The sequence below is a fragment of the Bacteroides sp. NGMCC 1.200775 genome (assembly GCF_040798045.1).
In the GTDB taxonomy this organism is placed as follows: Bacteria; Bacteroidota; Bacteroidia; order Bacteroidales; family Bacteroidaceae; genus Bacteroides; species Bacteroides hominis.
Genome location: NZ_JASCQK010000001.1, coordinates 222,746 through 243,784, shown reverse-complemented (window position 1 = coordinate 243,784; position 21,039 = coordinate 222,746). Strand labels below are relative to the sequence as shown.

General features: G+C 39.1%; 14 protein-coding genes and 3 tRNA genes. 10 read left to right on the top strand and 7 right to left on the bottom strand.

Annotated elements, in window-relative coordinates:
* Window positions 1-219: 219 nt before the first annotated feature.
* The 3 genes from QK890_RS01100 to QK890_RS01090 are packed head-to-tail and all read left to right on the top strand — an operon-like array spanning window position 220 to window position 5,911.
* Window positions 220-1,626: an efflux transporter outer membrane subunit gene (locus QK890_RS01100; protein WP_005806235.1), complete on the top strand. Its 1,407-nt coding sequence runs from the start codon at window positions 220-222 to the stop codon at window positions 1,624-1,626.
* 18 nt (window positions 1,627-1,644) lie between these two features.
* A complete protein-coding gene (locus QK890_RS01095) occupies window positions 1,645-2,784 on the top strand; it encodes an efflux RND transporter periplasmic adaptor subunit (protein WP_005820339.1) in 1,140 nt (379 codons plus the stop codon).
* A 4-nt stretch (window positions 2,785-2,788) separates the two neighbouring features.
* On the top strand, window positions 2,789-5,911 hold the full coding sequence (locus QK890_RS01090; RefSeq protein ID WP_005777843.1) for an efflux RND transporter permease subunit: 3,123 nt from the start codon (window positions 2,789-2,791) through the stop codon (window positions 5,909-5,911).
* A 345-nt stretch (window positions 5,912-6,256) separates the two neighbouring features.
* Here QK890_RS01090 and QK890_RS01085 read toward each other — a convergent pair whose 3' ends face one another.
* Window positions 6,257-6,706, bottom strand: a complete 450-nt coding sequence (locus tag QK890_RS01085; RefSeq protein WP_005777844.1) for a type I restriction enzyme HsdR N-terminal domain-containing protein — start codon at window positions 6,704-6,706, stop codon at window positions 6,257-6,259.
* A 64-nt stretch (window positions 6,707-6,770) separates the two neighbouring features.
* On the opposite strand from QK890_RS01085, the gene QK890_RS01080 reads away from it, so the two are divergent.
* From QK890_RS01080 to QK890_RS01060, 5 genes are all read left to right on the top strand, one after another.
* Window positions 6,771-7,547, top strand: coding sequence for an AMP nucleosidase (locus QK890_RS01080; RefSeq protein WP_005777845.1), 777 nt, complete (start codon window positions 6,771-6,773; stop codon window positions 7,545-7,547).
* Between the two features lie 18 nt (window positions 7,548-7,565).
* Window positions 7,566-8,585 carry a DNA polymerase III subunit delta gene (gene holA / locus QK890_RS01075; RefSeq protein ID WP_005777846.1) on the top strand — a complete coding sequence of 340 codons (1,020 nt, stop codon included), beginning with the start codon at window positions 7,566-7,568 and terminating at the stop codon, window positions 8,583-8,585.
* Window positions 8,586-9,766: 1,181 nt separating this feature from the next.
* Entirely contained in the window at window positions 9,767-10,222 is a 456-nt protein-coding gene (locus QK890_RS01070; protein ID WP_005806250.1) for a helix-turn-helix transcriptional regulator, read from the top strand.
* A 69-nt stretch (window positions 10,223-10,291) separates the two neighbouring features.
* Window positions 10,292-11,068 carry a dihydroorotate dehydrogenase electron transfer subunit gene (locus QK890_RS01065; protein ID WP_005806253.1) on the top strand — a complete coding sequence of 259 codons (777 nt, stop codon included), beginning with the start codon at window positions 10,292-10,294 and terminating at the stop codon, window positions 11,066-11,068.
* A complete protein-coding gene (locus QK890_RS01060) occupies window positions 11,056-11,967 on the top strand; it encodes a dihydroorotate dehydrogenase (protein WP_032539276.1) in 912 nt (303 codons plus the stop codon). The genes QK890_RS01065 and QK890_RS01060 overlap by 13 nt, the downstream gene beginning before the upstream one ends.
* 216 nt (window positions 11,968-12,183) lie before the next feature.
* Here QK890_RS01060 and trmD read toward each other — a convergent pair whose 3' ends face one another.
* Window positions 12,184-12,861 carry a tRNA (guanosine(37)-N1)-methyltransferase TrmD gene (gene trmD, locus QK890_RS01055; protein ID WP_005777857.1) on the bottom strand — a complete coding sequence of 226 codons (678 nt, stop codon included), beginning with the start codon at window positions 12,859-12,861 and terminating at the stop codon, window positions 12,184-12,186.
* Between the two features lie 76 nt (window positions 12,862-12,937).
* Between trmD and ligA the strand changes: the two genes are divergently transcribed.
* Together ligA and dapA are read left to right on the top strand one after the other, a co-directional pair.
* Window positions 12,938-14,935, top strand: coding sequence for an NAD-dependent DNA ligase LigA (ligA, locus tag QK890_RS01050; RefSeq protein WP_005777859.1), 1,998 nt, complete (start codon window positions 12,938-12,940; stop codon window positions 14,933-14,935).
* A gap of 103 nt (window positions 14,936-15,038) precedes the next feature.
* Window positions 15,039-15,932 (top strand): 4-hydroxy-tetrahydrodipicolinate synthase, encoded by an 894-nt coding sequence (gene dapA, locus QK890_RS01045; protein ID WP_005806263.1) that lies wholly within the window; start codon window positions 15,039-15,041, stop codon window positions 15,930-15,932.
* A 217-nt stretch (window positions 15,933-16,149) separates the two neighbouring features.
* Here dapA and QK890_RS01040 read toward each other — a convergent pair.
* The 5 genes from QK890_RS01040 to htpG all read right to left on the bottom strand — a co-directional run bounded on the left by QK890_RS01040 (window position 16,150) and on the right by htpG (window position 21,003).
* Window positions 16,150-16,223, bottom strand: a tRNA-Arg gene (locus tag QK890_RS01040).
* A gap of 17 nt (window positions 16,224-16,240) precedes the next feature.
* A tRNA-Arg gene (locus QK890_RS01035) sits at window positions 16,241-16,314 on the bottom strand.
* An 18-nt stretch (window positions 16,315-16,332) separates the two neighbouring features.
* Window positions 16,333-16,406: transfer RNA gene (locus QK890_RS01030), tRNA-Arg, on the bottom strand.
* Window positions 16,407-16,485: 79 nt separating this feature from the next.
* Window positions 16,486-18,738 carry a patatin-like phospholipase family protein gene (locus QK890_RS01025; protein WP_233481297.1) on the bottom strand — a complete coding sequence of 751 codons (2,253 nt, stop codon included), beginning with the start codon at window positions 18,736-18,738 and terminating at the stop codon, window positions 16,486-16,488.
* Window positions 18,739-18,957: 219 nt separating this feature from the next.
* Window positions 18,958-21,003 (bottom strand): molecular chaperone HtpG, encoded by a 2,046-nt coding sequence (gene htpG, locus QK890_RS01020; protein ID WP_005806267.1) that lies wholly within the window; start codon window positions 21,001-21,003, stop codon window positions 18,958-18,960.
* Window positions 21,004-21,039: the final 36 nt, after the last annotated feature.

The following is a 21,039-nucleotide window of genomic DNA, read 5'->3' as shown; positions in this document are numbered from 1 at the left end:
TGATGGTCCGATTTTAAAAGTTCGGAATTCATTATATTTAAAACCCGTAATTTTACTATAGCCCGATTGTTAGCATAGTAAAGTTACGGGTTTATTCATTAATATCCGTTTCTCACAGAAGAAAGTATATTCCCTTTAAGCATAGTGATTCTCTTATAGGCAGGATAAACAAATATTTCTTTTCGTTGTTATGTTTTCATTTCTAAATAACCTAAACTTATGAAACTACGAATAGGAAATATCATGTTCTTGCTGTTTCTTTCGTCCGTAGCCTTTCCACAGGCTACGAACCGCTATCTGGACAAACCTTTGCCACAAGAATGGGAAGAAGATGCACAAATTTTTCAGCAAGTATTGCCGGTGGATGACCAATGGTGGAAAGCTTTTCAGGATCCGGTTCTCGATTCTCTTATTTCTGTTGCGGTCAAACAAAACTACTCGATACTGACCGCTATTGACCGTATCAATATGGCAAAAGCCAACCTAAGGATGGAGCGTGGAAACTTTTTTCCAACGATCGGACTGAATGCCGGATGGACTCGTCAACAAAGTAGTGGCAATACCAGTGAATTGCCTCAATCCACTCAGCATTATTACGATGCCTCGCTGAATATGAGTTGGGAATTAGACCTCTTCGGAAGCATCCGTAACCGTGTAAAAGCTCAGAAAGAAAACTTTGCTGCCAGCAAAGAAGAGTACACCGGTACAATGGTATCACTCTGCGCCCAAGTAGCTTCAGCATATATCAACCTGCGGGAGCTGCAACAAGAATTGGCAGTAATACAAAAGAACTGCGCATCGCAGGAAGCCGTGTTGAAAATCACAGAAGTGAGATACAATACCGGACTCGTTTCTAAATTGGACGTAGCACAAGCTAAATCTGTGTTTTTCAGCACAAAAGCCTCTATCCCCCAAATTGAATCGGGTATCAATCAATACATTACTACCCTTGCTATACTATTAGGCACTTATCCTCAGGAGATACGTCCCACATTAGAGTCTCCAGGAATATTGCCTGACTATATGGAACCAATTGGAGTAGGACTTCCGGCCGACTTACTGCTTCGTCGTCCGGACATCCGTAGTGCAGAACGAAGTGTGAATGCTCAAGCGGCTTTAGTGGGGGCATCCAAATCGGACTGGCTGCCTCAGATTTTTCTAAAAGGTTCGCTTGGTTATACTGCTAAGGACCTGAAAGATCTGACCCATCATAAGAGCATGACCTATGAAATAGCACCGGCACTAAGCTGGACACTTTTTAAAGGGACTCAATTGGTAAATGCCACCAAACTGGCTAAAGCACAATTAGACGAAGCTATCAACCAGTTTAATCAGACTGTATTGACTGCCGTACAAGAGACAGACAATGCCATGAATGCTTACCGGAACTCCATCAAGCAAATAGTAGCTCTACGCGAAGTGCGTAATCAAGGACAAGAAACCTTGACACTCTCACTGGAACTCTATAAACAAGGATTAACCCCATTCCAGAATGTACTGGATGCACAACGCTCGCTACTCAGTTATGAGAACCAACTGGTCCAAGCAAGAGGATATTCCTTGCTCCAGCTGATAGCCATGTACCAAGCCCTGGGAGGCGGATGGTCCGGAAACCTAAATGATTAACTATAAAGACCTATCATAATGAAAAAACTAATGTATATTTTTCTCATCTTTCCTTTGGTAATGACCGGATGTAAAGGAAAAAAAGAAGCCGGAAGAGGAGAGATGCCTACTCCGGAAATCAGTGTGGCATATCCACTCGTACAAAACATTACCCTGACAAAAGATTATCCGGGATATCTGACTACCGAACAAACCGTAAATCTGGTAGCCCGGGTCAACGGCACCCTGCAATCCGCCTCATTCACACCGGGGACTCGTGTAAAGCAGGGGCAACTCCTGTTCGTTATCGAACCTACTATCTACAAAGATAATGTAACACAGGCTGAAGCGCAATTGAAAACTGCGCTTGCACAACTGGAATATGCCCGCAATAACTATACCCGAATGAAAGAAGCTTTGAAAAGTGATGCAGTCAGTCGTATACAGGTTTTACAGGCAGAATCAAACGTTGCCGAAGCCACCGCTGCTGTTAGCAATGCTGAAGCCACCCTGAATACTGCACGTACCAATCTGGGATACTGCTACATCCGTGCTCCTTTCAATGGAACAATCAGCCGCTCACTTTACGATGTAGGAAGCTATATCAGCGGAGCCGGACAACCTGTCACTTTGGCCACGATCTATAAAGACGACCGAATGTATACCTACTTTAATGTAGCAGACAACCAATGGCTATCCATGCTACTTTCACAAACCGGTAAGGAGAAAGAACTTCCCAAAAATGTTATCGTACGCTTGGGAGAAAACGGTACACAAAACTATCCGGCTACACTGGATTACTTATCGCCCAATGTAGACCTGGGTACAGGAACACTTAACGTACGCGCCAACCTCGATAATCCGAAAGGGGTTCTGAAAAGCGGACTATACGTCAGCATTACATTGCCATATGCCGAAGCGAAGCAAGCATTGCTCGTACCAGAAGCCTCTATTGGAACAGACCAGTTAGGAAAATACCTATATATTGTAAATGATTCGAATGTTGTGCGCTATCGCCACATCGAGCCGGGACAGCTGGTTAACGATACGTTACGTCAAATTAAAAGCGGGCTTTCGGCTAAAGAGCAATACGTCACAACGGCATTAATGAAAGTGCGTGACGGCATGAAAATCAAGCCAATATCAGTCAATCACGAGTCACAAACCTCTAATCATTAAGTACATGTTTTCAAAGTTCTTTATCAATCGGCCTATATTTGCCACGGTACTGGCATTGATTATCGTGGTGGCGGGATTGGTAACATTAAATATATTGCCTGTCGCACAGTTTCCGGAGATTACTCCACCTACAGTACAGGTGTCTGCTTTCTATCCGGGAGCAAATGCTGAAACTGTAGCTCAAACTGTCGGCATCCCCATTGAACAGCAAGTGAACGGAGTAGACGGTATGCTTTACATGAGTTCCACCGCATCCAGTTCGGGTGCCTATTCACTGACTATAACCTTTGCCGTAGGCACAGATATCGACATGGCTACCGTACAGGTACAGAACCGGGTAAGTGTAGCGCAATCTTCACTGCCGGAACCAGTTGTAGTCCAGGGAGTAACTGTACAGAAACAATCATCCAACATCGTGATGTTTCTCACAATGCAGGCAAAAGACTCTGTATACGACGGACTATATCTTACGAATTATGCACAACTAAATCTGGTAGATCAACTAACACGAGTACCGGGTGTAGGAGCTGTCAATGTAATGGGGGCAGGAAACTACAGTATGCGTGTCTGGCTCGATCCGGAAGCAATGCGTATCCGTAATCTCTCTCCTGCGCAAGTTTATCAAGCTATCCAGTCACAAAACATTGAAGTCAGTGCCGGCTATATCGGACAACCTATTGGAAAAAATAATAATAACGCCTACCAGTATACGTTGAATGTACAGGGACGGCTGACATCTCCCGAAGAGTTCGGTAACATCATTATCCGAACCGGAGAAGGAGGGAAAATGCTCCGACTGAAAGATATAGCACGCATCGACCTTGGCAGTTCCTCGTACAATGTTGTCTCTAAACTAAAAGGACATCCCACTGCTGCCATTGCTATTTATCAACAACCGGGTTCAAACTCGCTTGATGTTTCCAAAGGAGTCAAAGCTAAGATGCAGGAGCTTGCACAAAACTTCCCGGCAGGCGTCAGCTATAATGTGACATTGGATACAACCGATGTCATCAATGCATCTATCGATGAAGTATTGGTAACTTTCCTGGAAACCACCTTACTGGTAGTACTTGTTATTTTCCTGTTCCTGCAAAACTGGCGGGCTGTTATCATCCCATGTATCACCATCCCTGTATCACTGATTGGTACTTTGGCAGTAATGGCTGCTCTTGGATTCTCAATCAATACTTTAACTCTGTTTGGATTAATACTTGCCGTAGCGATAGTGGTAGACGATGCAATAGTAGTGGTAGAAAATGCTTCCCGATTATTGGAAACGGGACAGTATTCTCCTAAAGATGCCGTCACCAAAGCAATGGGAGAGATCACCGGCCCAATTGTCGGGGTTGTACTGGTATTGCTTGCTGTTTTCATACCAACTACATTGATCAGTGGCATCTCCGGACAGCTTTACAAACAATTTGCCTTGACCATTGCCGCTTCTACCGTATTGAGTGGCATTAACTCGTTGACACTGACCCCTGCATTATGTGCCTTGTTTTTGGAACATAACAAGCCATCCAATTTTTTCATATACAAAGGATTCAACAAAGTATATGACAAGACACAGAATCTCTATGACCGCATTGTAAAAGGATTACTCATTCGTCCGGGACTTGCACTGATCTCTTATGGGATCATTACAGCGATAGCTGTCATTCTGTTCATGAAATGGCCTTCAACTTTCGTGCCCGATGAAGATGACGGGTATTTTATCGCTGTCATCCAATTGCCACCGGCATCGAGCCTCGAACGCACACAAGCTGTCGGACAAAAAGTGAACCGAATTTTAGACAGTTATCCGGAAGTAAAAGACTACATTGGTATCAGTGGCTTTTCTATTATGGGAGGTGGCGAACAATCAAATACAGGTACCTATTTCGTTGTACTGAAAAACTGGGATGAACGGAAAGGAAAAGAACACACTGCTGCAGCTGTAGTAGAGCGTTTCAATGAAATGGCTTATGGCATTCAGGAAGCGCAGATATTTGCGATGGTGCCTCCGGCCATTCCCGGCTTAGGAGCCTCGGGAGGTTTACAGTTACAACTGGAAGATCGTAACAATCTGGGACCGACAGAAATGCAGAGAGCTATCGAAACTTTGATGGCTACCTATCACACACAACCGGCCCTCGCATCCATATCCAGTATGTACCAGGCCAATGTGCCACAATACTTCCTGAATATTGACCGTGATAAAGTCCAATTTATGGGTATCCAGTTGGACAATGTATTCTCTACGCTAAGTTATTACATGGGGGCAGCCTATGTCAACGACTTTGTTCAGTTCGGACGCATCTATCAGGTAAAAATAGAAGCCGGGGAACAGGCTCAGAAAGTGATCGATGATGTATTGAAGCTCAGTGTCCCCAACGCCGCGGGAAATATGGTACCATTTTCTTCTTTTACAAAAGTTGAAGAACGTCTGGGTATGGACCAGATAAGCCGCTACAATATGTATTCAACAGCTTCCATAACCTGCAATGTAGCCTCAGGAAGTAGTTCAGGTGAGGGAATACAACAGATGGAGAATCTCATAAAAGAGCAACTGGGCAATGAATTCGGTTACGAATGGACTTCGGTAGCTTACCAAGAAACGCAGGCAGGAAACACAACGACCATTGTATTCATTATGGCACTATTGGTAGCATTTCTGGTATTGGCAGCCCAATACGAAAGCTGGACAAGCCCGTTATCAGCTATCATGGGACTACCAATGGCTCTGTTGGGCGCCATGATAGGCTGCTTCGTCATGGGTACCCCAGTGAGCATCTACACTCAGATTGGAATTATTTTGCTGATTGCCCTTTCAGCTAAAAATGGAATTCTGATTGTAGAATTCGCACGCGATTTCCGTGCCGAAGGCAACTCCATACGTGACGCTGCCTATGAAGCCGGACACGTTCGTTTACGCCCAATCCTTATGACTTCTTTCGCCTTTGTGTTAGGAGTAATGCCATTGCTGTTCGCTACCGGAGCCGGGGCACAAAGCCGCATTGCTCTTGGGGCAGCTGTTGTCTTTGGTATGGCACTGAATACATTGCTGGCAACCGTATATATCCCCAATTTTTATGAATTGATGCAGAAATTCCAAGAAAACGTCTTGGATCGGAAGAAAAAGAAATAGTTCTCTATATCACTATCTCTATTGTAAAAAACGTCCTTTTCATTTCACAGTCTATTGTCACCGAGCTGAATCTCGGATGACAATAGACTTTTTCTTATACTTATCACAAAAACAATTAAGTGCTTTCATGCTTATTCCATAAAAATAGGAATATGTTGAGTTATTAGGTAATAGTTCTGATTATAAACAAATTATGAAGACAACAATCTGTCATTACGAAGTTAACTTTAACAGTGTGTTAAAGTTAACTTCGTAATGATAAACAATTAGCTTTTTACATTTACGATATTAACTTCCTAAAGATAAATCAATAAGGGTCCGAATTCACTGTTAACATTGTTAATTTTACAAGATAGCATAATCCGGAATATCAGCCAGAAATGAATAACTTTGAGTATCATAATTCATCCGGCAGCAATAGTGTTGCATACCATTACTGACAACCAGATAATCAACCTTCAAAACCATATTATAACGAGTAATCTGATCAAAAACAGCTTGTGTGATCTCAATGTGGGGAGCTTTGTATTCAACAATCATTCTGGCAGTAAGATCACGCTTATAAAGCACTGTGTCACATCGTTTCTTGGTTCCATTCAAGTTCAACAGCACCTCATTGGCCATCAGAGACGACGGATATCCTTTATAGACAATAAGAAAGTGTACAAAGTGCTGACGGACCCATTCCTCGGGGGTCAACGCGACATAACGACGGCGAATCACATCGAAAATAACATTTTTTCCATTTCGAGTGGCGATTTTAGTGTCAAATACTGGTAGGTTTAACGATAACATTTACTATTTTTGTAAGTTAAATAATGGCTTCCTGTTATTGGAAGCACAAATTTAATGGAATCTTATGAAAACAAAGCAAGAAATCGTAGCTAATTGGCTGCCCCGTTACACCAAACGTAATCTGGAAGACTTTGGAGAGTATATCCTGTTGACTAACTTCAACAAGTATGTAGAAATATTTGCGGAAAAATTTAATGTTCCTATCCTTGGCAGAGATGCCAATATGATATCTGCCAGCGCAGAAGGGATTACAATCATCAACTTCGGCATGGGAAGTCCCAATGCAGCCATTATCATGGATCTGTTAAGCGCCATTTCTCCCAAAGCTTGTCTGTTTCTGGGCAAATGTGGAGGAATTGATAAAAAGAACAAAATAGGTGATCTGATCCTGCCAATTGCCGCTATCCGGGGAGAAGGTACCTCAAACGACTATTTTCCACCCGAAGTTCCATCGTTACCGGCATTTATGTTACAACGTGCCGTATCATCGGCCATCCGCGACTATGCACGCGATTACTGGACAGGAACCGTCTACACAACCAACCGCCGTATATGGGAACATGATGACGCCTTTAAAGAATACCTGAAGAAAACTCGTGCAATGGCAGTCGACATGGAAACAGCAACCTTATTCAGTTGTGGCTTTGCCAATCATATTCCGACCGGTGCTTTGCTGCTTGTATCCGACCAGCCTATGATTCCGGAAGGAGTGAAAACCGATAAAAGCGATAATATAGTTACTAAAAACTATGTAGAGGAACATGTAGAGATAGGTATTGCTTCATTACGAATGATTATTGACGAAAAGAAAACTGTAAAACACTTGAAATTCGACTGGTAACGCCACACCAACATTTATATGGCAAAACAAGAACTGACTTGCGACGATATCCTCAAAGAATTGAGGGCCAAACAATATCGCCCCATCTATTATTTGATGGGAGAAGAATCTTATTATATCGACTTGATAGCCGATTATATCACCGACAATGTATTGACGGATACAGAAAAAGAGTTTAACCTTACTGTGGTTTATGGCGCGGATGTGGATGTAGCAACCGTAATTAATGCCGCTAAACGTTATCCGATGATGTCCGAACATCAGGTTGTAATAGTAAAAGAAGCACAAGCTATACGCAATATAGAAGAGTTATCTTATTATCTGCAAAAGCCATTAAATTCAACTATCTTAGTCATTTGTCATAAGCATGGCACTTTGGATCGTAGAAAAAAATTAGCTGCAGAAGTTGAAAAAGCAGGTGTCCTATTCGAATCTAAAAAGATAAAAGAAGCGCAACTACCTGCATTTATCAGTTCGTACATGAAACGTAAAGGCATAGATATGGAACCCAAAGCCACTGCGATGTTGGCCGATTTTGTAGGGACTGATCTCAGCCGTCTAACAGGCGAACTGGAAAAGCTAATTATTACATTACCCAGTGGTCAAAAACGTGTCACACCTGAACAGATAGAGAAAAACATAGGAATTAGCAAAGACTATAATAACTTTGAATTGCGTAGTGCACTGGTTGAGAAAGATATACTCAAAGCTAATAAAATAATAAAATACTTTGAGGAAAATCCTAAAACAAACCCGATACAGATGACACTTTCTTTACTATTTAATTTCTACTCAAATCTTATGTTAGCGTACTATGCACCGGATAAATCAGAGCAAGGAGTAGCCACAATGTTAGGACTAAAAACCCCATGGCAAGCTCGCGATTATCTGGCAGCAATGCGAAAATACAGTGGAGTAAAAACAATGCAAATTGTAGGAGAAATACGATATGCAGATGCTAAATCGAAAGGTGTGGGCAATGGTTCAATTAGTGATGGAGACATCCTCCGCGAGTTGGTCTTCAAGATTCTTCATTAAAAACAATCCACTTTAAATCTACTCCCTATATGCATATATTTTGCCGGTATAAAATATGTGTATGGGGAGTAAATATATCCTCATAATCCGAAATATACTTTCCTATAATTATCCACTTTATTCTTCACATCAATTTTACACTCTTTTCCCTGTCTCTACCATACATATAAAACTTAAATATAGTATTCTGTTTCTTCTAAAAGAAAACAGATTTTGCATGGGGCGAATAAGTATACTCCCAATAGAACAATATAAAAATCAACAAAAAGAAGATAACATATCCCATATAATAAAATTGTGATTATACTGATTCCTATCAATCATCTATATGGGTGTGATATGGTGCTAATGCTTCATCATAATGCTATTTCTCTATGTATAGATTCATTTTTCTAGAATATAAAAAAAAATATATATCAAAAAACAAGCATATTCTTCTATATATCAAATAATTAGGTAATATTTGACTTCCTCAGAATCGAATAATTTCATTTGGATAACCAACCATACGGAAATAACGCAAAAATTTGGCATTATAGCCTAAATGTAAGGTATGATGACACGCTATTCTTTATATCTATATCCAATAGGCATAAAGACAAAAGCAACTCCCATGCTATTTGTTGCATATATAACGATACAATATGACAATTGTGAATAAGGACTATAGCCCTTATATGGATTTACAAAAGTAATAATATCATTTTTGTATAGCAAATAAATATAGCACAAATGTAAATAGACGACATTACATATGTGTATTTACATTTGTAGATGTAATAGGGGAGTAGTTAACATTTCCTTTTTTACATGCTAATGACAGAATAATCAATAAGAAAAAAAATATATATCAATCAAATATTCAACTAATGCATGAAAATATGGACACATTTGTAATAAACAAGCAACACAAGATAAAATGCATAGATACATATTGCAATAAATCAATATATTATAATATCTATATAAAGTAATACTTTATATATTGTTACGACTGTATAGGCAATACAAACAGAATTAAAGAGGAAGTCCTATCTTGCGTTTACAATAGTAAAATATGAATTATGTATTTGTAATTTGCTTTTGTGATTTTTATTTTTTACTTTTGTGCATTAGTAAATGTGTCATTTACTTTTGTGAATTAATATATAAGTCATACATTTGTAAAACCTTCAAAGGATATGGAAATAAAAGATAGGATTAAAATGATCATGGAAAAAGAGAATATGGCTTCCGGTGCTTTCGCTGAAAGCATAGGTATCCAACAATCCACTCTCTCGCACATTTTGAATGGCCGCAACAATCCCAGTTTAGATGTTATCATGAAAGTACATCAAAAATATAATTATGTAAATTTGGAATGGTTATTATATGGGCACGGCAATATGTCGGAAGAAACCATTCAACCGACTTCCGATTTTCAGCCTTCTTTATTTGCTGAGAATGCTATAATTCCGTCCAATGAGACGATGGCTCCGGAAAATCGCAGAGAAATAGCGTTAGAAAGCCCCGAAACATCCCATAAAGAGATTGTAAAACAGGAAATTAGATATATAGAAAAGCCTTCCAGAAAAATCACTGAAATAAGAATTTTCTTCGATGATAATACATACGAGACATTCAGAGGAGAAAAATAAGACAGATAAATCACTGTTTGCACAATTTCCCGTATCTTTGCAACACGAATACGAATTTACTCACAATACATGAAAAAATTTATTTTAGATCTGACAGTAACTGAGAATCTCAGATTGCATTCTAATTATGTTCTGCTGAAATTGACATCTCAGTCCGTCCTCCCGGATATGCTACCGGGACAGTTTGCGGAAATTCGGGTGGATGGTTCACCTACCACCTTCCTGCGCCGCCCTATCTCTATTAACTATGTAGACAGACAACGTAACGAAGTATGGTTTCTGATTCAACTCATCGGTGATGGAACAAAACGCCTTGCACAAGCCGCTCAAGGAGATATAATAAATGTAGTACTCCCGCTTGGAAGCAGTTTCACAATGCCTAAAACACCTTCTGACAAGTTACTATTAGTAGGTGGAGGTGTAGGGACAGCTCCTATGCTTTATTTAGGCGAGCAGCTGTTCAAAAGCGGTAGCAAACCAACATTCCTTTTAGGAGCACGTAGCGACAAAGATCTGCTCCAACTGGAAGAGTTTACCGCTTACGGAGAGGTTTACACCACAACAGAAGATGGCAGTTATGGCGAAAAAGGATATGTCACTCAACATTCTATATTAAATAAAATAAACTTCGAACAGATATATACATGCGGTCCCAAGCCCATGATGATGGCAGTAGCCAAATATGCCAAAGCTAATCATATCAATTGTGAAGTATCATTGGAAAATACAATGGCATGTGGCATAGGTGCATGTCTTTGTTGTGTTGAGAATACTACAGAAGGGCATTTGTGCGTTTGTAAAGAAGGTCCGGTTTTTAATATAAATAAACTATTATGGCAGATTTAAGTGTAAATATTGGTAAACTACAAATGAAGAACCCCGTAATGACAGCATCGGGTACATTTGGATATGGTGAAGAGTTTGCAGATTTTATTGATATAACGCGAATAGGCGGTATCATTGTGAAGGGTACTACTCTTCACAAGCGTGAAGGTAACCCATATCCGCGCATGGCTGAAACTCCTTCCGGAATGTTAAACGCTGTAGGACTGCAAAATAAGGGTGTGAAATATTTTTCTGATCACATATATCCCCGTATTAAGGACATTCAAACCCATATGATTGTGAATGTTTCCGGATCGGCTATTGAAGACTATGTAAAAACGGCAGAGATTATTAATGAACTTGACAAAATTCCTGCTATCGAACTAAACATCTCATGTCCTAATGTAAAACAAGGAGGTATGGCTTTTGGAGTAACAACTAAAGGAGTATCAGAAGTTGTTCAGGCAGTTCGTTCTGCTTACAAAAAGACACTTATCGTTAAGCTTTCCCCCAATGTTACCGATATAGCCGAAATGGCACGGGCAGCTGAAGCTAATGGTGCCGATAGTGTATCATTAATTAATACATTACTGGGAATGGCTATTGATGCTGAACGCAGACGTCCCATACTTTCAACCGTAACCGGAGGTATGTCGGGAGCAGCTGTAAAACCAATAGCATTACGGATGGTATGGCAGGTTGCTAAAGCGGTAAATATTCCAATCATAGGATTAGGAGGTATCATGAACTGGAAAGATGCCGTCGAGTTCATGCTTGCAGGGGCTTCAGCTGTACAGATTGGTACAGCAAATTTCATAGATCCGGCTATCACCATCAAAGTAATGGATGGTATAAATGATTACCTGGAAAGACATGGATGCAAGTCCGTTTCTGAAATTATAGGTGCACTTGAGGTATAGTAACAAACAGATAATAGCCCTTCGTCACAATTAGCCATAAAAAAGTTATTCAAACATGGATATTCCTTTCTCTGTTAATCCCGGAATAAGTTAGACAAATTCTGGTATTAAATAGAGAAGTTCCATGAAAACAAATTCCATTATTAATAGTATAGTTTCATAAAAAAAGAATGTCTTGTCTTTTAGCAAGACATTCTTTTTTACATACAATAAGAATTAGTCTTCCAATAAATCGGGGCGAAGTCTTTTGGTGCGCTCCAACGATTGTTGAAGTTCCCACTCTTTAATTTTGGCTTCATGCCCTGAAAGCAAAATTTCAGGCACCTTCCAACCATTATACTCTGCCGGACGGGTATAAACAGGAGCTGCCAACAAATTATCCTGAAAAGAATCAGAAAGAGCAGACTGTTCATCAGAAATTACTCCCGGAATAATCCGCACTATAGCATCCGCCATCACGGCAGCAGCCAATTCACCACCAGTCAGAACATAATCTCCAATACTAATTTCTTTCGTTATCAGATGCTCCCGGATACGATAATCAATACCTTTAAAATGCCCGCATAAGATAATAAGATTACCAGATAATGATAAACTGTTGGCCATCCTCTGATCAAACTGCTCGCCATCCGGAGTAGTAAATATCACTTCATCATAATCGCGTTCTGCTTTCAAAGCATTAATGCATCGTTCAATAGGTTCTATCTTCATCACCATACCGGCAAATCCACCAAAAGGATAGTCATCTACCCGACGATACTTATCTTCTGTATAATCACGCAAATTATGAATATAAATCTCAGCAAGCCCTTTGTCTTGAGCCCGTTTCATAATAGAACAATTGAAGAAACCCTCAATCATTTCGGGCAATACTGTTATAATATCGATACGCATAATCTTTAATTTTTCGCAAAAGTACAAATATTCGAAGAGAAACCCGTATTTTTGCCTAAAACAATCCAAAGAATATATGACTGTAAAAGAAAAAATAGATCAGCTTCGAATCCAACTCCACCAACATAATTACAACTATTATGTGCTGAATGCTCCGGAAATCTCCGACAAAGAATTTGATGACTTAATGAGAGAACTCCAGACTTTGGAACAGGAACATCCAGAATATAAAGATGAAAACTCACCTACTATGCGTGTAGGTAGCGATATCAATAAAAACTTTACTCAAGTAGCTCATAAATACCCAATGCTTTCATTGTCAAACACCTATTCTGAGAATGAAGTAACCGATTTCTATGACAGAGTACGAAAAGCATTGAATGAAGATTTTGAGATCTGTTGCGAGATGAAGTATGACGGTACCTCGATCTCTTTGACCTACGAAAATGGTAAACTTATCCGTGCCGTAACCCGTGGTGATGGTGAAAAAGGAGACGATGTAACAGACAACGTAAAAACCATTCGGAGTATCCCTCTTGTTCTGCATGGAAATAATTATCCGGATGTTTTCGAAATCCGTGGAGAAATCCTAATGCCATGGGAAGTTTTCGAAGAGCTAAACCGGGAAAAAGAGGCCCGTGAAGAGCCTCTTTTCGCTAATCCCAGAAATGCCGCTTCAGGAACTTTAAAATTACAAAACTCAGCAATCGTGGCTTCCCGAAAACTGGATGCCTACCTCTACTACTTGCTTGGCGATAATTTGCCTACTGACGGACATTATGAAAACTTGCAAGAAGCGGCTAAATGGGGCTTCAAGATTTCTCCTCTAATGCGTAAATGCCAAACATTACAGGAGGTATTCGATTTTATTAATTATTGGAACGTAGAACGTAAAAACTTAAATGTTGCTACAGACGGAATCGTACTGAAAGTTAACAGTCTCAAACAACAAAAAAATCTTGGATTCACTGCCAAATCTCCACGCTGGGCAATAGCCTATAAATTTCAGGCTGAACGGGCACTCACTCGCCTGAATACAGTATCTTACCAGGTAGGAAGAACCGGAGCTGTTACACCTGTAGCCAACCTTGATCCGGTACAGCTTTCCGGAACAGTCGTAAAACGCGCATCTCTACACAATGCAGATATCATCGAAGGACTCGATCTACATATAGGTGATATGGTTTATGTAGAGAAAGGAGGAGAAATCATTCCTAAAATCACAGGCGTAGATGTTGCTGCCCGTTTTATGATCGGTGAAAAAGTAAAATTCATCACTCATTGTCCGGAATGTGGCAGCAAGTTAATAAGATATGAAGGAGAAGCTGCCCACTATTGCCCGAACGAAACTGCCTGTCCACCGCAGATCAAAGGAAAAATAGAACATTTCATCAGCCGGAAAGCAATGAATATAGACGGATTAGGCCCTGAAACTGTTGATATGTTCTATCGTTTAGATCTAATTCATAATACAGCCGATCTTTATCAATTGACGACTGATGACATTAAGAATCTCGATCGTATGGGAGACAAATCTGCGGAAAACATCATCAGAGGAATTATGCAAAGTAAGGAAATTCCTTTTGAAAGAGTTATTTTTGCATTAGGCATTCGTTTTGTAGGTGAGACAGTAGCTAAAAAAATAGCTAAATCATTCAAAGACATAGTAGAATTGGAAAATGCAGATTTGGAAACTTTAGTCAGCATCGATGAAATCGGCGAAAAAATTGCCCAGAGTATTCTTAACTATTTTGCAAACGATTCAAACCGTAAATTAATTGACCGATTGAAAATAGCAGGATTACAGTTATACAGACCGGAAGAAGATCTAAGTGAGCATACTGACAAATTGGCCGGGCAATCCATCGTTATTAGTGGTGTGTTTACCCATCATTCAAGAGACGAATACAAAGATCTTATTGAAAAGCATGGAGGAAAAAATGTGGGAAGTATTTCCGCCAAAACCAGTTTTATCTTGGCCGGAGATAATATGGGACCTGCTAAATTAGAAAAAGCCAATAAACTGGGGATTAAAATTATGAACGAAGAGGAATTTCTAAAGCTAATATTGTAACATTTTTCTGCTATATTCTTATTTTATATATTATTATTGCTGTAAAAAAAGAAAATATTCGTACTTTTGCGAGCAAATTATTTAGAGATTATTATTAATACTCATGATACAGACTAGATTGAAAGGAATGGGGGTAGCGCTGATTACTCCTTTCAAAGAGGATGAAAGCGTTGATTACGATGCATTAATGCGATTAGTAGACTATCTGCTTCAAAATAATGCAGATTTTCTGTGTGTGCTGGGAACGACAGCCGAAACTCCAACTCTGAGCGAAGACGAGAAAAAGAAAATCAAAAAAATGGTAATCGACCGTGTCAACGGAAGAATTCCCATTCTATTAGGAGTCGGTGGAAACAATACACGAGCTATCGTAGAAACACTCAAAAATGATGATTTCACCGGAGTGGATGCCATCTTATCCGTGGTTCCTTACTATAATAAGCCCTCACAGGAAGGAATCTATCAACATTATAAGGCAATTGCAGGCGCTACAGAGCTTCCAATTGTATTGTATAATGTTCCCGGCCGGACAGGGGTTAATATGACCGCAGAAACGACTTTACGCATTGCTAAAGACTTCAAAAATGTCATAGCAATTAAAGAAGCATCAGGCAATATCACTCAGATGGACGATATTATCAAAAACAAACCGGCCAATTTTGATGTCATTTCCGGAGATGATGGCATTACTTTCCCTTTAATCACATTAGGAGCTGTAGGGGTTATTTCAGTTATTGGAAATGCTTTTCCACGTGAATTCAGCAGGATGACACGCCTGGCATTGCAAGGTGACTTTGCCAACGCCCTGACCATACACCATAAATTTACAGAGTTATTTAACCTGTTATTCGTAGACGGAAACCCTGCCGGAGTAAAATCAATGTTGAATGCAATGGGAATGATCGAGAATAAACTTCGTTTGCCACTGGTACCAACACGTATCACAACATTTGAAGCCATTCGAAACGTACTTAACGAGTTAAATATAAAATGCTAATAACTAAATCATTATAAGAAAGCAAAGAGTAAAGTTACATAAAAATTGACTTTACTCTTTTTTTGTATATCCAGACCTTTCCTCTGTCACACAGCCTTCTTCGTATTGATGTTTTTCTTGAAGAGAAAGACAGTCCATCAACTTACGTTGATCCCGGTATGATCCTAATGGCGGCATAACAAAAAAAGAAGGTACCCTTTTAAGACACCTTCTTTTGTGATCGCGACAGGATTCAAACCTGTAACCGGCTGATCCGTAGTCAGCTACTCTATTCAGTTGAGCTACGCGACCGTTTGTTATTTTTAGAGTGACCGCGACAGGATTCAAACCTGTAACCGGCTGATCCGTAGTCAGCTACTCTATTCAGTTGAGCTACGCGGCCATTAGTTAAACTTTAAAGTGATCGCGACAGGATTCAAACCTGTAACCGGCTGATCCGTAGTCAGCTACTCTATTCAGTTGAGCTACGCGACCATTGTTTTTGTTTAACGGGTGCAAAGATACGGACTTTTCTTGAATTTGCAAGCTTTCAGCAAACTTTTTTGCAAATAAATTATTCGATGAAACGATAGTTAAACAATTGCCAACCGAGCGTCAAACCGACATTCCACTCCCTTTTCGGTGAGCTATAATGATTTACATATGCCGAGATTGCACCAAACGGCAACTGACATACCACTGAAACTTCTCCCAAATATTCGAAACGAGAGAAAGCTTTTCCATAGTAAGCCTTATTAATTGGATTTCTTTCTATAGGAAAAATCGGTAAAAAGCCATAAAACTCTCCACGAACGTGAAACATCTGATTTAAACGATAAATAGGCCGTATCCCGGCTGCCAGATATTGATTGGCACGAAAAGCTTCATTATATGTTAATTTACTATGTGCAGTAGGTGCAAATTCACTGGCCTGCATCATTGTAGCTGTATAATTCTCTGAGAAGTTTTTAGACGCATATAATGCATCCAGATACCATCCTAATGTCCAATTTGCTCCCATTTTATGGTATTTCTCCTTCATATAGGATAACTGTAACCATGAATGTTTCTCTTCGGTAGATTTCCTGCTCTCAGAATTCACCCCAGGGCGAAAGCGTTCTTTCCCTGTAAATATCTGTGCAACGAGTGCCTCTCGTGCTCCTTGAGTAGGAAATTGTCTAAAATTCAATGTACTACCATTAAAACTTACTGAACCGCCAAACAAACGATATTCACTTTTATCATATTTGTCTTTATCGAAGTCGATTACATTATTTTGGAAATACCGGTCTTCTATTTGTGCAATTCCAAACCCAAGCTCCACTCGTTTACTTGAAAGAAAAGGAAGAGCAACTTTGAGTTTCAGAAAACGCTCATCTTTTTGATTAAAAGCCGGTTTATCATTTTTAGAGAAAAGCTTATCCTTCTTAAAATAATCGAAAGTACTGATCGAAGCAATAAAGCGATAAGAAGTAGGAATAGTAGTGGCAAAGTCTACTTTTGCCATAAACTGAGCATTATTATATATTTTTCCCAATTGTCCATCGAATGTAAACTCCTTCGAATAATAGTTAAGATTCTGATATGTAAGTCCCAGATAAATTTGGTTAGAACTGGTAGTGGACACATTTCCGCCCAAACGAACAGAAAATTCATTTTCCATCTTTATCTTCAAATGCAAATCGTAAGTATCATCTTCGGGGTTAAAAACTGCATGAGGAATAATCTCTGAGATCATATTATCAGATAATAGACGAAAATATCCCCGTTTTAAATCCTCATAGGTAAACTCTTTATCATCTGAAGTATGGAATTCTTTCTTTATGTAAACCTGTTGATGAGAATTAGCACCATCGATATATATATTTTTGAAACGGAGTTCCGGATAATTACTTTTATAAACCAACCGCCTCAGTCGTATATTATCCATATTTACTCTACGATGAACACGACTTTTGATAGAATCCATTAAGCCCATGGCCCGATCATATCCTATTTTCACCAGTTCATCCATTCGTTGAAAATCCATCAGATTAACATCGTTGTACTTAAATGTCATCAATATTCCAGCCGAATCCGGAAGAGAATAATCAGTCTTTTGCATTACCATATTCTCAATCTGACTCATCAAATCATTTTCTTTCGGTTTTCCCGGGTTGGTAGAAACAACACTACCTATAATTATATCCGGATGAAAATCCTCTCGCATGACATCTGTAGGAAAGTTATTATAAATTCCACCGTCATATGCCAATAAACTATCTATTTCAATGGGCTTAAACATAAAAGGAAAACTCATAGAGGCTCGTACTGCATCTCCAAGATCACCACGCTTTAAGACAAGTTGTTTTTTATTATACACATCGGAAGCTATACATCGAAAAGGCACAAACAACTTATCAAAATCGCCTTCACAAGTAGCAGTTGCCCGTGCGTAAAGATCGATAAAGACAAGGTTCATCTGAATTGGATTAACCACACTGGTTGGCAAAAACTGTGGCTTTAAATTAAGTGAATCTTTGAACGAAAAGCGTATATTGAAAAGTTCAGGAGTCGGAAGATTCTTTTTGAAATAATACATATATTTTTCTTCCACTTCACCAGAATACCAACGTTTAAAGTCATCTGACTTCAGCAATGTCTCCATATCATCAGGTGAATATCCCATGGCATAAAGAGACCCTATAATAGCTCCCATAGAAGTACCTGTAATATAATCAATTGGGATATTATTCTCTTCCAGGGCACGAATTATTCCTATGTGTGTCAGCCCCTTTGCACCGCCACCACTCAATACTAACCCAACTTTCTGAGCGTGGACAAGCATTGGTAAGAACTGTAAAAAGAGAAATAACAATAAAAAAACTTTCTTCATAAGGCTCAACAAAACATCGTGTAAATGGTTGATTTAACGTTCAAATATATACAATAGTTTCTAATCTATCGACTCTGACCGCACATTTATTAATAAAAAAAGAGCATTACGGACACTTTTATCGTGCGCAATGCTCTTTTAATTTATGTTATATGAATTAAATGTGATAGACTAAATCAACTCAATACTTCTTTTTACAAAATTATTCAAGGCTTCACCTTTCAGCATGTTGTTCTGTAATAATGCCAGGTCAATCAGCTGACGAACAACCTTATTCTTACCTGCGTATCCTGCAAATATCGATTCTTTTTGTTGTTTCAAATTATCCCATTTCTTATCCAAATCGTTAAGTTCATCTTTTTCAGCAACAGGAATATCTTCGTCTTTTTTACCTTCTTGTTTTTTCTTGAGTGCATCACGGCGTTTTGTCACTTCATCCAATTCAGCTTGTACCGGTGCAATAGCTGCGCTACATTCTTTCTCCTCGTCAGACAGCACTTCTTTTACCAGTTTGTGATCAGAATTCAATACCAGATTAAACATATCCGGCATTTCGCCATAAAAACTCATTCCAGCCTGAATATTTGCCATCTCCTTCATGCGACGCATATATTCACTTTGTGTAATCATTACAGGAGCACCATTTTCGCCTAATGCCTGAGTCATCACATTAAACTCAACCTTTTCCATCTTTGGCAACTGGCTCTTGAAAGCTGCAGTCAGAGCTTCTTGCTTAGTGGCTTCAAGCACTTCGCTTTTCTTATCTTCTTTCACAATCAGATTGTCAATAACATCACTGTCTACACGAGTAAAGCGAGATTTCTCCAGTTTTTGTTCGAGCATGCTCACCATTGCCACATCCAACTGCCCATCCATCAACAACACATTATATCCTTTATTTTTGGCAGCTTCAATATAAGCAAACTGTTCATCTTTATTATTGGCATATAAATAAACCAGATTCTTATCTTTATCTGTCTGATTATCTTTAATAAGAGCCTGATATTCTTCGAAAGTGTAATGCTTTCCATCCGTATCTGTGAATAGGGCAAATTTCTGTGCTTTATCATAGAAATCTTCTTGGGTAAGCATTCCATAATTAATAAAGATCTTTAAATCATTCCACTTTTCTTCAAACTGTGTACGATCATTCTTAAAGATAGACTGCAAACGATCTGAAACTTTTTTTGAAATATAAGTCGAGATCTTCTTTACATTTGAATCACTTTGTAAATATGAACGGGACACATTCAACGGAATATCCGGTGAATCAAGTACTCCATGAAGTAAAGTAAGGAAATCCGGAACAATACCTTCTACCGAATCGGTCACATAAACCTGGTTGCTATATAACTGAATCTTATTCTTATTTAAGTCAATATTGCTTTTTACTTTCGGGAAATAGAGGATACCTGTCAGATGGAACGGATAATCCACATTCAAATGAATCCAAAACAATGGTTCATCAGACATTGGATACAACTCACGATAGAACTTCTTATAATCTTCATCAGAAAGTTCACTCGGTTTTTTAGTCCACAAAGGAGTAGTATCGTTGACTACATTATCTTCAGTGGTTTCAACCTGCTTGCCATCTTTCCACTCTTTTTTCTTACCAAAGGCAATAGGTACAGGTAAGAAGCTACAATATTTTTTCAAGAGTGCAGAGATACGAGCTTCTTCAAGGAACTCTTTGCAATCATCATCGATATACAATACAATATCTGTTCCACGATCGGCCTTTTCTATCTCTTCAAGAGTAAATTCCGGGCTACCATCACAAGTCCATTTTACCGCTTGTGCACCTTCTTTATAAGATTTGGTAATGATTTCTACCTTTTTAGAAACCATAAAGGCGGAATAGAAACCTAAACCGAAATGCCCGATAATGGCATTAGCATCATTTTTATACTTTTCCAGAAAGTCATTTGCCCCCGAGAAAGCAATTTGGTTGATATATTTATCAATCTCCTCAGCTGTCAAACCGATGCCTCGATCGGAAATGGTAATAGTATCCTTGCCCAATGAAACATGTACGGTCAAATCACCCAATTCACCTTTGAACTCACTGATAGAAGCCAGTGTATTCAACTTCTGTGTAGCATCAACAGCATTGGAGACTAATTCCCGAAGGAAAATCTCATGATCACTGTACAAAAACTTTTTAATGATAGGGAAAATGTTCTCTGTTGTAACTCCAATATTACCTTTTTGCATAATAACGTGTATTTTTTAATTATCTGGTTATTAAAT

Bases quoted from the DNA above. Each gene is read 5' to 3' on its own strand.
- htpG (WP_005806267.1), bottom strand. From the start codon at position 21,003: ATGCAAAAAGGTAATATTGGAGTTACAACAGAGAACATTTTCCCTATC.
- QK890_RS01085 (WP_005777844.1), bottom strand. From the start codon at position 6,706: ATGTTATCGTTAAACCTACCAGTATTTGACACTAAAATCGCCACTCGA.
- dapA (WP_005806263.1), top strand. From the start codon at position 15,039: ATGATACAGACTAGATTGAAAGGAATGGGGGTAGCGCTGATTACTCCT.
- QK890_RS01065 (WP_005806253.1), top strand. From the start codon at position 10,292: ATGAAAAAATTTATTTTAGATCTGACAGTAACTGAGAATCTCAGATTG.
- QK890_RS01095 (WP_005820339.1), top strand. From the start codon at position 1,645: ATGAAAAAACTAATGTATATTTTTCTCATCTTTCCTTTGGTAATGACC.
- trmD (WP_005777857.1), bottom strand. From the start codon at position 12,861: ATGCGTATCGATATTATAACAGTATTGCCCGAAATGATTGAGGGTTTC.
- holA (WP_005777846.1), top strand. From the start codon at position 7,566: ATGGCAAAACAAGAACTGACTTGCGACGATATCCTCAAAGAATTGAGG.
- QK890_RS01080 (WP_005777845.1), top strand. From the start codon at position 6,771: ATGAAAACAAAGCAAGAAATCGTAGCTAATTGGCTGCCCCGTTACACC.
- QK890_RS01070 (WP_005806250.1), top strand. From the start codon at position 9,767: ATGGAAATAAAAGATAGGATTAAAATGATCATGGAAAAAGAGAATATG.
- ligA (WP_005777859.1), top strand. From the start codon at position 12,938: ATGACTGTAAAAGAAAAAATAGATCAGCTTCGAATCCAACTCCACCAA.
- QK890_RS01100 (WP_005806235.1), top strand. From the start codon at position 220: ATGAAACTACGAATAGGAAATATCATGTTCTTGCTGTTTCTTTCGTCC.
- QK890_RS01090 (WP_005777843.1), top strand. From the start codon at position 2,789: ATGTTTTCAAAGTTCTTTATCAATCGGCCTATATTTGCCACGGTACTG.
- QK890_RS01025 (WP_233481297.1), bottom strand. From the start codon at position 18,738: ATGCTTGTCCACGCTCAGAAAGTTGGGTTAGTATTGAGTGGTGGCGGT.
- QK890_RS01060 (WP_032539276.1), top strand. From the start codon at position 11,056: ATGGCAGATTTAAGTGTAAATATTGGTAAACTACAAATGAAGAACCCC.